This window comes from Luteibacter sp. E-22 (assembly GCF_049913125.1).
Taxonomy (GTDB): Bacteria; Pseudomonadota; Gammaproteobacteria; order Xanthomonadales; family Rhodanobacteraceae; genus Luteibacter.
In genome coordinates this window covers 1,208,321-1,222,281 of sequence record NZ_CP183975.1, presented here as the reverse complement: position 1 = coordinate 1,222,281, position 13,961 = coordinate 1,208,321, and the positions used below count along the sequence as shown (strand labels likewise).

The following is a 13,961-nucleotide window of genomic DNA, read 5'->3' as shown; positions in this document are numbered from 1 at the left end:
TTCAGACGCTGCGCGTGGCTTCGACCGGAGACACCTTCGACGCACGCAACGCCGGCGCGAACACCGCCATCTGGCCCAGGCCCAGCAGCACGACGACGCCGACCAATATGTAGGTGAAGGAAAGCCTCTTCATTTCGAAGTGCGTGAACATCCATTGGCTGAGGCCCACCGCCAGGATGATGCCCAATACGACTCCGGCCAATGCGATCAGGAAATTCTCGGTCATGAAATAGCTGAGGATATCGCTGCGTCGGGCGCCCAAGGCACGGCGCACGCCGATCTGCTTGCGCCGCTGGCCGACCCAGAAACTGGACAGGCCGACGATGCCGGCTGCGGTGATCGCCAGCAACACGCCACAGACCACGCTCATGAGGATGGCCATGCCGCGATCGGCCTCGTAGGCGCTGCTGCGGACCATGTCGAACGTGCGCACACCGGTCTTCTCCGAGAGGACGCGCATGCGATTGACCCCATACAAGGTCTTCGCCGTAGCCTTGAAGACGGCATCCTGCTCGCCCGGACGCGTACGAATCACGAAATGCTGATAACCGCTATTGAAGGTCAAGGGCATGATCGTCACGTTGTCCATGTGGTCGAAATCGATCCACGGCACGGTCAACTTCTCGACGATGCCGATGATCGTGGACGGCTTGCCCTTCGACAGGTAGATGGACTTGCCGAGCCCGTCACCCTTCGGGAACAGCTTATCGGCGATCGCCTTGGTCACGATGACCTGTGCCGGAGCAGGCCTCTGCTGGGGCTGCACGACGATGACTTCGCCCGGGTTGAAGTTACGTCCCGCGATCAGTCGTACGCCCAGGGTCTTCAAGGTCTGTTCGTCGCCGAAATACAGGGCTGTCGGCAAGCCGTCCTTCGTACCGTCAGGCTTGGTCTGTATGCCCGTCGACCAGCCACCCTGGCGTAACGGAAACGAATTGGTCGCATAGGCCGATTCGACGCCAGGAATCGAACGCAGTGCCTGCAAGTCGGTCTTGATCAGCGGCACGAAGTTCGGTGGCGAACCGACATAACGGTTCTGCACGACGACGACATTCGACTCGTCCATGCCGGTGGATCGATTCACCCGGTCGACCCGCTCGTGCACGATGAACAGCGCGTTGCACACGATGGCGAGGGTCAGGGCGATCTGCAGGGCGATGAGGATCGTGCCTGCCTTGTGCCGGCGCAGCGCGGCGAGAATGGGCTTGATCTGCATGATCATGTCCTCAGTTGGATTTCAGCTGCCAGGCCGGCTGGACCTGCGCGGCGCGCCATGTGGGATAGAAGGCGGCGACGACGGAAGCCACGATCGCGACGACGAGCGTCAGCAGGATCAGGACCGGGTCCAGTGTCGCCAGGCGCGCGATCGGTTCGGGGAAGACCAGGCCGACGCCAAGCACGCCCAGTCCTGTCAGCAACAGGCCGAGGACGCCGCCGGCGACGCCGATCGTGCCGGCCTCGATGAGGAACTGCGCATAGATGTCCTTGCGTGACGCGCCGAGCGCACGGCGTACGCCGATCTCGGGAGCACGGCGCATGAACTTCGCCAGCAACAGGCCCACGGTGTTGACCAGGCAGATCACCAGGAAGCCGAGCGAGACCACCAGGGATACCTGCGATTCCGGCGGAACCACGTGCTCCGCGTCGAGCCAGTCCACGACGTCGCGCACTCTCACGTTCGGCGCCCAACGAAAACGACCCGCCCGCTGTTGCTCGGCGGCATAACCCGTGACATAGGCGCGATAGGCATCGACATCGGCCTTCGTGGGCAGCTCGCTCCACAGCGACAGCCAGACGCATTCCGCCTGCAGGTAATTGGCCCAGCCCTCGGCCGGTTCGGCGACGCAACTGTTGTTGCCGTTGGTACCCATCTGCAGGTCGATCGCGCGGTTGAACGGGATATAGACCGAAGCGCCTTCGTCGAAACCACCCGTGTTGGGTACATCGAAGAACAAGGGCTGGGGCGCCCAATCCTGGATGACGCCGGTGATGCGGAACAGGCGACCGTCCAGGTTGATCTGCCTACCCACGCTCTGGGCGCCATTGAAGAGCTTGTCGTTCGCGGACTTCGTGATGACGGCGACACTGGCGTGCTTCTCGTCGTCTTCCGACGTCCAGCCGCCACCCTGGATGAAGGGTACGTCGAACATCGGGAAGAAGTCCGAGTTCGCGGCGTAGGCTCCTTCACGAGTCGGCAGACGCGCGGGATCGTCGGGAATGATCGAGACGCTCACCGGGTAGATGATCGTCTGGCGTTTCGCCTTGTGCGCGCGAAACAACGCCGTGGCGTCCTTATAGGTCAATGCCTGCGGTGGCTCGCCCTTCTCGATGTTTTCCGGGCCGAAAGCATCCACCTGCGTGTTGAAGAGCACGCTGGATTTCTGTGGGATCGGGTCGCGCGCCGTGGCGCGAAACACCGAATACGTGGTCATGGACGCGGCGACGCCGAAGCCGATCGCCATCACCATCAGTGCGGTAAGCGCCGGGTTGCGGCGCAGGCTACGCAAGCCGAGTTGCAGGTAGTAGCTGAACATGGGACTCCCCCCGGAACGGCGGACGCTGGATCAGGAATTGGCGAGGTGGGCGTGGGCGTGGAAGCGCGGTTCCTCCGCGAGATCCACCACCTGGCCGTCGATCACGTGCACGTTGCGCTGCGCGCGGGCGGCGAGTTCCGGATCGTGCGTGACCATGACGATGGTGGCGCCCTCGCGATGGATTTCCTCCAGCAGTTCCATCACGCCACGGGCCATCTGCGTATCCAGGTTGCCGGTGGGCTCGTCCGCCAGCAGCAGGCGTGGGGAACCGGCGAGGGCGCGGGCGATGGCCACGCGCTGCTGCTGGCCGCCCGAGAGTTCCGCCGGGTAATGCTTGGCGCGGGACGCCAGGCCCACGCGTTCCAGCGCGTCCATGATCCGCTGCTTCCGTTCGGCCGCCTTCATGCCGCGATAGCGCAGGGGCACTTCCACGTTGTCGAACACGTTCAGGTCGGGGATCAGGTTGAAGGCCTGGAAGATGAAACCGATCTTCTCGTTGCGGATGCGCGAACGGGCATTGTCGTCGAGCTGGCTCACTTCGACGCCGTCGAGGTGGTACTGGCCGCCGGTGAAGGTTTCCAGCAACCCTGCAATGGTGAGGAAGGTGGTCTTGCCCGAGCCGGAGGGGCCCGTCACGGCGACGAACTCGCCTTCCTTCACGTCGATGTTGAAGTCGCGCAGGGCGTAGGTCTCGACGACTTCCGTGCGGTAGACCTTGGCGAGATGGGTCATCTTGAGCATGGGTTTTCCCTCTGTTAGCGGCTGATGGCGACGTGCTTGGCGTCGCCGAAGGTGTCGGCGCCGGAGATGACGATCTTGTCGCCCTCCTTCAGGCCGTCGAGTATCTCGACCTTGTCGATGCTGCTCGCACCGACGCGGATGTCGCGGCGATCGGCCATGCCGTCGTTGACCACGTAGGCATAGCGGCCCGCGCTTTCATCGACGAAGGAACCGCGCTGCACGGTGAGTATGTTGTCGCGTTTGTCGAGCAGGATGCGCACCGAAAGGCGCTGGCTCTGGCGTAGCTGCTGCGGGGTCTCGCCATCGAAGCGCAGGCGCGCGGCGACTTCACCGTTGACCACTTCCGGCGACACGGCGCTGACCTTGCCGTTCCAGGTCTTGCCATTGCCGGAAATCTCGCCCGGCATGCCGATGGCGAGGTCGCGGGCGAAGCTCTCGGGCACCTTCATCTCCACCTCCAGGGCGGAAAGGTCGATGACGCTGAGTAGCTGCGCGTCCTTGGCGACCGTCGCGCGCTCGGCGATGAACAGCTGGCCCACCTGGCCGTCCACCGGCGACTTCACGTTGAGGTCTTCCACCTGGCGTTCCAGGTCCGTCACCAGCAACACCTGGCGATCGTGGGCGAGCTTCTTCGCCTGCACGTCGAAGGTGAGGCTGTCGTTGTCCATCGCAAGGTCGGATTTCGCATGCTTGGCCGTCACGGCCGCCTTGTCCAGGGTGGACTTCGCCTTGTCGACATCGGCGACCGGCACGGCACCCTTGTCGAAGGCCGTCTGGTAGCGCTTGAGGTCGCGCTCGGCGGCGGTCTGGTCGATGGTGGCGTTGTCGAAGGCCTTTTGCAGTTCGGAGCGTTTCTTCTTCGCATCGATCTGGGCGCGAAGGAACTCGACCTCCATGGCATCCGCCGCGGATTTTTCCTGGGCGAGCTTGCTGGTCAGTTCGGGGCTGGTGATGACGGCCAGCAACTGGTCCTTCTTCACCACATCGCCCGCGTGCACCTTCAGCACCACGGCGCCCGCCGAAGCGGCATACATCGTGGGACTCACCGCGGCGACCACCTTGCCTTCCGCCGCGATGTCACGGACGAAAGGACCGCGTGTCACCGTGCCGAAGGACAGGCGCGAGGCGCTGACCGAGGAGTCTGCCGAGAACATCGTGGCCATCCGTGGAACGGCCAGCACGATGGCGACGATCGCCGCCAGGCCGGCCGCGGCATAGACGAGCTTGCGACGATGGTTCGGACGGACTTCGACGAGACGGTCCTGGGCGGAGGTATCGCGGATCATGGTGGCTTCCCTGGGCTGCTTGCGGGGATACCGAGCAAGCAGCGTGCCAAGCCATAATCCTTAGGTCAGTCAGCGACTTATAACATCTCGTTCTCGAAAGGCATGTGTCCGCGGACAGAATGTCCGGACACCCGGGCCCGCGGACAGGCCGGACGGGACACGCCACTCAGACGGCGATGCCCACCGATTCGGATACCGCGATATCGCGCGCAACGCCCCTGCCCAAGGAGGAGATGGACGCATCGCAGACGCCAAGCACGGTGAAGCCAGCCAGCCGCCGACGGGTGAAACACAGGATGCGGGCACGGGAGGCACGCAGCCATTCACGGTCCGGCGCACGATGCGCGGGTTCGTCGATAGGCAAGGCATCCGCGTACAAGCCGTCCCAGGCGAGATAGTCGGTGTCGGGAAGCAGGTAGATGCGTGCCAGGACATGACCTTGCCCGCTTACACAGTCCATCCATTCACGCGGCCCTTCCGCGGTGATGGCGCAGGTCAGGCCCACGTGATGGGTGGCGAGCAAGGGGGCCAGGTCGGCGGATTCCACGAGGCAACCGCGAGGTTCGGCCTGGCCGCTACAGGAGGCGTCGCGCGGGGCGAGGAAGAGCACGCCGCCAAGCTGGCCCAACCCCTCGAACAGGGTTCGCGGCGCGAGCGCGAGCCAGCGCGTGGTGGCGGTGGAACGGGCGCGCGATTGCACGCCGAAGGATGCGAGCCAGCCAAACATGGCGTCTCCCGGTGACGAAAGCGGTCGAGGGATGCCTGGCTGGGCGGTCCGGGGAGAACCCGCGTGGCTTGGCGTCGGGGAGAAGCTGCGCTTACTTGGTCAGGATCAGCTTGTCGTTACGGGTCAGGCGCAGGTGGTACTCACTGCCCTGGTGCTCGATGACGAGCTCGCGCGAACCGTCGAGCAGGTTCGTGCTTTCGATGCGGCGGGTAGCCACCGGCGCGGCACGAAGCGGGACGACCTTTTCGCGGCCGCCGTTGTCGGAAAGGGGGAGCGTTCGAAGCAGCATGATCGGGACTCCGCGATTGAGGGTGCGGAGTTGATGATAATGATTCTCAATTGCAAGTCAAGCTTCTGCGAGCATTCCCGAGAGGGTCTCTTCCAACTGCTCCAGGTCCGGAATCACGGCCGTGTCGTCGCGCACCAGCACGCGAGCGCGAACGCCGAACGGCAGTTCGTGGCCGTCGTGGGTCGGGAGCAGCAGTTCCGCGTTGAGCGTGGTCAGGCGCGGGAAACCGTGCGTGAGCACCGCGATGTAAGGCATGTCCGGGCGATGGCCGACGGCCTTGAGCACGGCCACGCGCGACGCCTGGGGCGGTGCATCGTCGGCAAGGCTCGCCACATGGTCGAAATTCACCAGCGGGATGCTCCAGCCACGCCAGGCGATACGGCCAAGCAGCCATGCCGGCGCATCGGCCACCGGCTCCACGCCCGCGAGGGTGATCACTTCGGCCACCGCCGCATTGGGCAACAGCAAGCGGACGCCACCGCTGGGAATCAGGACGCAGCGGATTTCGCGCGGTAACGGCTCGCTCATGGGAATTCCTCGATCAGTTTCTGCGCCAGCGCGCGCACATCGCCGGCATAACCCGCCACGCGTTCTTCGCGAATGCCAGCGACCATATGGCCCGCCTCGTCTTCCGGCGGCACGGTCTCGACCCATACGCGGCCGCCGGCGTCGTACACCGCCTGCGCACCGGCGACGGCGTCGTTGCCGCGCCCGGCGAAGACGATCGCCAGCGCGTCGGCGCCGAAGCCACCGGCGATGGTGCTGAGGATGCCGTCGATCGAAGGCCCCACCGCGCTGACGGCGCTACCATCTTCGCGCACGGTGACGCTACCGTCGCGGCGGATCTGCACGTGTGAACCGCGCGGCACGACGAGGCATTCGCCATGCGCGGTGTACGGGCGATCGCCAGCGACATGCGCGCGGCCCAGGCGCGAAGCGAATGCCCGCGAATCGCCGTCGTGATGTGCCACCACGAGCAAGACCCCAGGCAGGCGCTCGGGCAACGCGGCAAGGAAGGCGGCGATCGAAGCTTCGCTTTCCCGGGCACCGGCCAGTGCGATTACCCGGCGCACGGCGCGCGGCGTCGCCTCGAGGAACATTTCGTGGGAGAACTGTCCGTCGGTAGACGGAGCCACCGCTTCTTCCATCGACACCAGTTCGAGGGTGAAGCCCGCTTCGATCCCATGCGTGCCGTCGTCGACGACATCCTGTGCGAGGTATTCGGCGGCGCTGATGGTCTCGATGCCGAAGTCGGTCGGCGCAACGCGTGCCACCGGCTCGGCCACGATGGTGTCGTGATCGACGAGATCCCATTCCGGCACCGGCGGCGGCACGTACTCGGTCGCGCGCCCTTCGATCTGCAAGGGCGCGGGGTTTTCCCCGACCGTCACCGACGGTGTCTCGCCCATGGATTCGAGACTGAAACGGCCGGCGTCGAATTCGTTCTCGGGCACCGAGACCGGGGCCGGTGCTTCCTCGATCACTTCGAAGCCGGACAGGTCGAGCGACGCCAGTTCGGTCAGCTCGACCGGCGTGGACGGCAGGCTATCGAGGCCATCGGACTCGTCGAGCGAGGCACCGTCGGTATCGGCGAGCAGTGCTTCGAGCTCCGCCGCGAGGTCGGCCGGGTCGGCACCCAGGTCGTCCACGTCGGCATCGGACAAAGGCGTGGAGAACGCCAGTTCGTCGGTGAATTCATCGGCGATGCCCGCCGCCTCGTAGGACGGGACGGCGGTAGCCACATCGGGCTCGGCCATCGGCGTTTCCGGGTAGCCGTGACTGCCGGTGATCGCCAGGTCATCCACGAGCGGTTCGTCGAGCACGACCTCGACCGGAGCGGCGACACCGGCCATGGCGGTGACGCGTGGCTCGATCTCGCGCGCATCTTCAGGGCGCGGCGGGTCCTGGGCCATTTCGCCGACGAGCTTGGCGGCGAGATGGCGGGCCCAGCGTGCGCGGTCCCAACCTTCCAGTTTGCGGCTGACATCCGCGTCGTTGAAAACGAGGCGCGGATGCCCACCTTCCACCGTGTCGTAGAGACGATCCAGGTCGGCGTCGCTGGGATCGTCCAGATCGACGACCACGACGTTCGCCGATGAACCGACCAGCTCGGCGGGCGCGAACGAACCGAGATCCGATTCGTAGACGATCCGTGCCCCCTGCTCGACGAGCGCGTCACGCAGGTGGGCGGAGAGGTTTCCATCATCGAACAGCAACGCCACCCGCGACTCGCGATCAACCATGATGGACTCCGAGCACGTCGTTGATCTGTACGATGAGGTCGTTCTCCTGGTATGGCTTGCCGATATAGCGGTCCACGCCGATATCGAAGGCACGCTGGCGGTGCTTGTCGCCGGTACGCGAGGTGATCATGATGATCGGTACGCCCGCGAGGCGTTCGTCCGCCTTCATCTGCGTCGCCAGCTCATAGCCGTCCATGCGTGGCATCTCGATGTCGAGCAGCATCAGGTCAGGCACGCGCTCGTTGAGCTTTTCGAGCGCGTCCACGCCGTCCTTCGCCGTCATCACTTCGAACTCGTGGCGCTCAAGCACACGGCCGGTCACCTTGCGCATGGTGATCGAATCGTCGACCACCATCACCAGCGGCTTCACGCGCACTTCGTCCTGCGCGCGCGGTGCGTGCGGCACCAGGGCCTCGGCTTCGAACGCGCGGCGCGCCACGCCGTGGCGGACCAGCGGCGCGAGGTCGAGAATCATCAGCACCGAGCCGTCGCCCATGATCGTCGCGCCGAGGATACCCGGCACCGAACTCACCTGCGGACCGACCGGCTTGACCACGATTTCGCGCGAGCCGAGCACGGCATCGACACGGATCGCGGCGCGCAGGTCGCCCGACCGTGCGAGCAGGAGCGGAATGTCGCCCTCGTCCGGTGTCGAGACCACGTGCAGGCCGAGCAATTGCGGCAAGTCGTGGATGCCGTAGTCCTCGCCCACGTACTCGAAGCCAGGCTCGGCGTCGGCCATGCGGTGGGCCAGTTCATTCGGCGCCACGCGGGCCACGCCATGGACCGAGGTCATCGGAATGGCGAAGTTGGTCTCGCCGATGCGCACGATCAACGCCTGGGTCACCGCGAGGGTGAACGGCAGGCGCATGACGAAGGTGGTGCCTGCGCCCTTCTGCGACTCGATGCCCAGGGTGCCGCCAAGCTGCTTGATCTCGTTGGCGACCACGTCCATCCCGACGCCGCGGCCGGCCACCTGGGTGACCTTCTCGGCCGTGGAGAAACCGGGAACCTGGGTGAGCTGGAAGATCTGGTCGTCGGATACACGGGCGTCCGGACGCAGCAGGCCGCGTTCGATCGCCTTGGCCCGGATCGCATCGCGATCCATGCCGGCACCGTCGTCCGAGAGCCGCACCACCACCTCGGTGGCTTCGCGGGCCACCTGGATGCGTACCGTGCCCTCCGGGTTCTTGCCCGCGGCCTCGCGTGCCTCCGGCGGTTCGATACCGTGTGCGACGGCATTGCGCAGCATGTGCTCGAACGGCGCCTTGATGCGGTCGAGCATGTTGCGGTCCATTTCGCCGTTGGCACCCTCCACCACCAGCTGCGCGCGCTTGCCCACATCCGAGGCGGCCTGGCGCAGCGTACGGCGCAGGTTCGGCACCATCGCGTCGAACGGCAACATGCGCGTCTGCATGAGGCCTTCCTGCAGTTCCGCGTTCACTCGCTGCTGCTGGAGCAGGAGGTTCTCGGACTGACGGGTCAACTCGTCGAGGATGGTCTGCAGCGACACAAGGTCGGACACCGACTCGGCCAGCGCTCGCGAATACTGCTGCAATTGCGAGAAACGATCGAGCTCAAGCGGATCGAAGGCCGCCACGCCGGTATCGCGGTGCTCCTGGTGGTAGCGCGCGATGATCTGCGCTTCGGTCTCGATCTCGAGCATGCGCAGCTGGCTGCGCAAACGGCTGACCGTCTGCTCGTGCTCGGTGAGCGCGGAACGGAAGCTCGCCGTCTGCTGCTCCAGGCGCGAACGGTAGATCGAGACCTCGCCCGCATGATTGACCAACGTGTCGAGCATGTCGGCTCGGACGCGGATCTGTTCCTGCGAGGCGCGTTGAAGCTCTTCTTCCTCGAACTCGGGCAGGAGTTCGGGCAGGTCGCGTTCGATCGCGTGCACTGGCTCCGGCTCGTGCGTCGGCTCGGGGATCGGTGCGTACTCGACGATCGCGGCTTCGCGTTCCTCGCGATAGGCCTCGGCCGTGACCGTGTCGGGTGCGATCGGTGCACCGGCGAGACGGGCGAACGGTTCGATGTCGGCATCGGTGAGGGCGATCGGCTTGCCCAGGGCGATGCCCTGGATCATGCCGTGCAGGCGGTCGAAACCGGCCTCGGTCGCCTCGATGGCGGGACGATCGCTCTCTCGCTGGCCGCCGGCCACCGCGTCGAGCAGCGCTTCCATCGCATGCGACAGGTCGCCGACCGCGGCCATGCCGGCCATGCGCGCACTGCCCTTCAGGGTGTGCAGGTCGCGTTGCAGCGCGGTCACGTGCTCGGCCTGCTCCGGCTCGGCGCGCCACGACGCCAGCGCGGCATCGGCGTGATCCAGGATCTCTCGTCCTTCCTCGATGAAGACCTCGAGCAAGTCCGGATCGATATCGGCGTAAGGCGACAACTCCGGTACCAGCGCCGCCACCGGTTCGTCGGCCGGCGTATGCACCGGCTCCGCCAACGCCGCGTGCGACTGGTCCTCGATGACCGTCGGTTCGAACACACCCTCGGGTTCGACGGGAAGCTCGGCTTCGACGACGGGTTCGGTGGGAACCCCGGCTTCGGCAGGCTCGGTGGGAGCCGACCCTGTCGGCGATTCCTGCGGAGCGAGCAACTCGTCCGCAACGAACCCCTCCTCCTCCGACACCGTCTCGTCGATCTCTTCTTCGAAGACGAGCGGTTCGACCAGCCCATCGTCCGTATGCAGCACCTCGCCGTCATGCGTCATCGGCTGCGGCAGCGATGGCTCGCCAGAGCCCTCGCCCACCAGCGCACGCCACGCGGCGTCTTCTTCGGCGTCGAACGCCAGGATCGGCTTGACTTCGCCTTCCGGCTTATCGACCTCGAAGTTTTCGAAGTTCTCCAGAGAAGCCAGCAGCTCGGCGGTGAAGTCGTCGTCGCCACCGACCGGCTCGACCGGCGCCAGCTCGATCACCGGAAGCTCGCCTTCTTCTTCCGCGATCTCCTCCGCGATCAATGCTTCGTCGAGCGACGGAACGCTCGTCTCTTCAGCCGACTCCGGCAGGTAGGCTTCCGCCGTTTCCGTGAACGCGTCGACGGCGCCCGCGCCGTCGGGCTGCGAGCCCTCGACGAGTTCGTCCTCGAGCGGCAGCGGATCGGGCTCGTACAGGATGTGCGCGACCGTCGCTTCCGGCTGCTCGTCGCGCAGGGCAACGATGCGCGCGGCCAGCGACGCGACATCAGGCACGCGCGGGTCGGGCGCGTCGAACTGCTCCATCACGTGATCGACCAGGTCGGCCGTGTCGGTCAGCGCGTCGACACCGTCCTTGCTCAACGGCAAGCCCGTGGCGCGCACGCGCTTGACCAGGCCTTCCAGAGGGGCGAGCACCTGGATCAACACGGGGATGTCGACCATGCCGATCGCACCGTGCAGCGTATGCACGGCGCGCAGCAGGGCATCGTCCACATGAAGCTCGCCATCGCCGGCGCGAGCCAGGTTGGCGCGAATCACGTTGAGATACTGCGCCACTTCGGTACGCAGGATGTCCAGCAAGACCGAATCCACCGGAGGCAGCGGCGGCGCGACATAGGCGGGCTCGCTGAACGCGTCCTCCACCGATGCCGCGCTGTCTTCCACCGGCGCGGGCGTCTGGCCATAGGCGGCGAAACCCGCCGTCGGCACCGCGGCGATGGTGTCGCGCGGCACGCGGCGCTTGACCTTGCTGCGAACGCGGTGGATGGAGCTGCGCGCGACATCCTCGACGAAGGCGACATCGCCCATGGCCAGGCGGTCGGCGGTTTCCATGATCGCGGCGATCGGCGCGCCGGGCGTCGCGTCGCCCTCGAGCGCGGCCTTGAGTTGCGGCAACGCCTCGACGGCATGGCGCACGAGCGCCTGCACGCCTTCATGCGGCCCGATCGAACCGTCGAGCACGCGGTTGAGCATGTTCTCGACCTTCCAGGCGAACTCGCCCAGCAGGCGTGCACCGACGAGGCGGCCCGAGCCCTTCAGCGTATGGAACGAACGACGGATGGGCACCAGCGCGTCGCTGCGCTCGGGGTCGGTCAACCAGTGGCCCAGGCCGGCGCGGAGATTGGCGATTTCCTCATCGGTTTCTTCGAGGAAGATCTCGCGAATCTCGTCGTCGATCCCATCCACGGTGATCTGGAAGCCGGCGAACTCGGCCATGCCGTGGCCGCCGACGTCCTGTTCGACTTCTTCCTCGATCTCGATCCAGTCTTCCTCGCCAGCGGCCGCGGGAGGCGCCGGCGCGAAGTCGATATCGCGGGACGCGATGGCGACCTCGTCATCAGTGGGCGGCTCGTCCACGAGATCGAAGCTGTCGGCGAAGCTGGATACCGTCTCGCCCACATCGACGCTGGTCGACGGCACGGCGATATGCTCGATGGCTGCCGCCTCGATATCTTCGAGCGCGTCCTCGCCGAGCGCTTCGTTGCCATCGCCGTCCACCGGCACCGGCCAGTAACCGAGTTCGGCCAGGCTTTGCTGGGTCACGTCGAGGATGTGTTCCAGTCCGCCACGGTGCTCGCGCGCGGCTTCGAGGTAGTACTCGAGCGCGGCCAGCGCATCGGCCAGGCGATCCATCTGGGTACCGTTCGGCACGCGACGGTCGCCAAGCAATTCACGATGGATGAACAGGCCGATACCGTCGGCCAGCTCGGCCGGACGCGCCGCACCGAGCATGCGCATCGCACCGCCGATCTCGGCCATCAATTCGGGCGCGCCAGCGAGTTGTTCGTGGTCCCACGACGATTCGACGAAACCGACGATCGCGTCCTTGACCCTGGACGTATTCGCGGTGGCCTCGCGCATGAGCGTGGCCAGGATGTGCCGCGCCTCGCTGCGCGGCAGCGGCGCCGGGCCGAGGTCGCTCGACGACGAAGGATGTTCGCCCTCCGCGCCGAGGCGTTCGATATGGTCGTCCAGCGACGCTTCGACATAAAGAAGCGCACCGGCGACATCGAGCAACGACTCCTCGTCGGGTGCGCGCGCTCCCGTGGCGATCTCGCCGAGGATGCGGCGCTGCTCGCCCACGACACGGCGCGGCACGCCCAGGGCGAGCATGCCCAGCGTGTCACCCACGCGATCGAGTACATCGGTCTGCAAGCCCAATTGGGCGGGATCGCCGTCGGGACGGCGCAGGAACAGGTCGAGCGCTTCCTTCACCCGCAGCAGGTCGTCCTTGATCGCCGCCGATACGGTGTCGAGCAGGGCGCGGTTGTGCCCGGACATCGAGCCACGGGCGTGTTCGAGCTCGGCGGCCTGCGGCAGCAAGCCGTCCAGACGATAGGTCTGGCGCAGTTCCTCGATGCGTTCGCTGCCCGGCTTGGCCTGGGCGACGTAATACAGGAGCTTACGCGCGAGTTCGTCGGAATCGCCGTTCTGCAGCGCTTCCTCACCGCCATCGACAAGCTCGCGAATGGAACGATCGACGCGACCGATAAGCTGGCGCACGTCCTTTTCGTGGGCGCGCAGCACGCCGCGCTCCAGGCCCTCCAGCACGCCGGCGGCAATCCACCACAGGCGCCGTCCGGCGATCGTGTAGCAACGCGCGGCGAGGCTGTCGAGCGTCGCACGCATGCCGAGCAACTGGCGTTCGTTGCCCTGTCCGCGGAACCAGGCCAGCAACTGCTGCTGGAACCTTACGCGCAGGTCGCCCAGTTCGGCGCGATGGGCCTCGGCCACGCCCGGATGGGCGGCGCCAGGCGCCGTTGCCGGAAGCATGGTGTCGAGGTTGGGCGTGAACAGGGCGGACTCGTGCAGCGACTGCTCGCCCCGGCTTTCGCGCAGGTCGTTGAGCAGCGGCAACAGCACGATGGGCACGTCGCGGTGACCGCTCTGCAGGCGCTCCAGATAATCGGGCATCTGCATCATGCCGCGCATCAGCGCGGCATAGGCATCGTCGCGGTGGACGACGCGGTTGTCGATCAGCGCGGCGACCAACTGCTCCATTTCGCCGACGACCATCGCGGCGCCATAGAGCTCGACCATACGCAACGTGCCGTGGACCTGGTGCAGGTCCGCCGCGCAGGTGTGCATGACATAGGCGTCGCGCGAGTCCTCGACGTACGACTCGAGGGCCTGGCGTGCCTTGGACAGGGCGTCGTCGAGCTCGGCCTTGACCCAGTGCAGCGTGGTGAAATCGGTATGGTCTTGAAGTCTCACTG

General features: G+C 66.0%; 9 protein-coding genes. All 9 read right to left on the bottom strand.

Annotated features, from left to right (window positions below):
* Position 1: 1 nt before the first annotated feature.
* Positions 2-1,216, bottom strand: coding sequence for an ABC transporter permease (locus ACN9M2_RS05340; RefSeq protein WP_426287105.1), 1,215 nt, complete (start codon positions 1,214-1,216; stop codon positions 2-4).
* Positions 1,217-1,226: 10 nt separating this feature from the next.
* On the bottom strand, positions 1,227-2,534 hold the full coding sequence (locus tag ACN9M2_RS05335) for an ABC transporter permease (RefSeq protein ID WP_426287104.1): 1,308 nt from the start codon (positions 2,532-2,534) through the stop codon (positions 1,227-1,229).
* 30 nt (positions 2,535-2,564) lie between these two features.
* Positions 2,565-3,275, bottom strand: a complete 711-nt coding sequence (locus tag ACN9M2_RS05330) for an ABC transporter ATP-binding protein (protein WP_426287103.1) — start codon at positions 3,273-3,275, stop codon at positions 2,565-2,567.
* 14 nt (positions 3,276-3,289) lie between these two features.
* A complete protein-coding gene (locus ACN9M2_RS05325; protein WP_426287102.1) occupies positions 3,290-4,561 on the bottom strand; it encodes an efflux RND transporter periplasmic adaptor subunit in 1,272 nt (423 codons plus the stop codon).
* Positions 4,562-4,727: 166 nt separating this feature from the next.
* Positions 4,728-5,288 carry a hypothetical protein gene (locus ACN9M2_RS05320; RefSeq protein ID WP_426287101.1) on the bottom strand — a complete coding sequence of 187 codons (561 nt, stop codon included), beginning with the start codon at positions 5,286-5,288 and terminating at the stop codon, positions 4,728-4,730.
* A gap of 91 nt (positions 5,289-5,379) precedes the next feature.
* Positions 5,380-5,577 (bottom strand): hemin uptake protein HemP, encoded by a 198-nt coding sequence (gene hemP / locus ACN9M2_RS05315; RefSeq protein ID WP_306851602.1) that lies wholly within the window; start codon positions 5,575-5,577, stop codon positions 5,380-5,382.
* Positions 5,578-5,634: 57 nt separating this feature from the next.
* Positions 5,635-6,105, bottom strand: a complete 471-nt coding sequence (locus ACN9M2_RS05310; RefSeq protein WP_426287100.1) for a chemotaxis protein CheW — start codon at positions 6,103-6,105, stop codon at positions 5,635-5,637.
* A complete protein-coding gene (locus tag ACN9M2_RS05305) occupies positions 6,102-7,820 on the bottom strand; it encodes a chemotaxis protein CheB (RefSeq protein ID WP_426287099.1) in 1,719 nt (572 codons plus the stop codon). The genes ACN9M2_RS05310 and ACN9M2_RS05305 overlap by 4 nt, the downstream gene beginning before the upstream one ends.
* The gene (locus tag ACN9M2_RS05300) at positions 7,813-13,959 is read right to left on the bottom strand and encodes an Hpt domain-containing protein (RefSeq protein ID WP_426287098.1); all 6,147 of its coding nucleotides are present in this window, start codon (positions 13,957-13,959) and stop codon (positions 7,813-7,815) included. The genes ACN9M2_RS05305 and ACN9M2_RS05300 overlap by 8 nt, the downstream gene beginning before the upstream one ends.
* Positions 13,960-13,961: the final 2 nt, after the last annotated feature.

Bases quoted from the DNA above. Each gene is read 5' to 3' on its own strand.
- ACN9M2_RS05340 (WP_426287105.1), bottom strand. From the start codon at position 1,216: ATGCAGATCAAGCCCATTCTCGCCGCGCTGCGCCGGCACAAGGCAGGC.
- ACN9M2_RS05335 (WP_426287104.1), bottom strand. From the start codon at position 2,534: ATGTTCAGCTACTACCTGCAACTCGGCTTGCGTAGCCTGCGCCGCAAC.
- ACN9M2_RS05330 (WP_426287103.1), bottom strand. From the start codon at position 3,275: ATGCTCAAGATGACCCATCTCGCCAAGGTCTACCGCACGGAAGTCGTC.
- ACN9M2_RS05325 (WP_426287102.1), bottom strand. From the start codon at position 4,561: ATGATCCGCGATACCTCCGCCCAGGACCGTCTCGTCGAAGTCCGTCCG.
- ACN9M2_RS05320 (WP_426287101.1), bottom strand. From the start codon at position 5,288: ATGTTTGGCTGGCTCGCATCCTTCGGCGTGCAATCGCGCGCCCGTTCC.
- hemP (WP_306851602.1), bottom strand. From the start codon at position 5,577: ATGCTGCTTCGAACGCTCCCCCTTTCCGACAACGGCGGCCGCGAAAAG.
- ACN9M2_RS05310 (WP_426287100.1), bottom strand. From the start codon at position 6,105: ATGAGCGAGCCGTTACCGCGCGAAATCCGCTGCGTCCTGATTCCCAGC.
- ACN9M2_RS05305 (WP_426287099.1), bottom strand. From the start codon at position 7,820: ATGGTTGATCGCGAGTCGCGGGTGGCGTTGCTGTTCGATGATGGAAAC.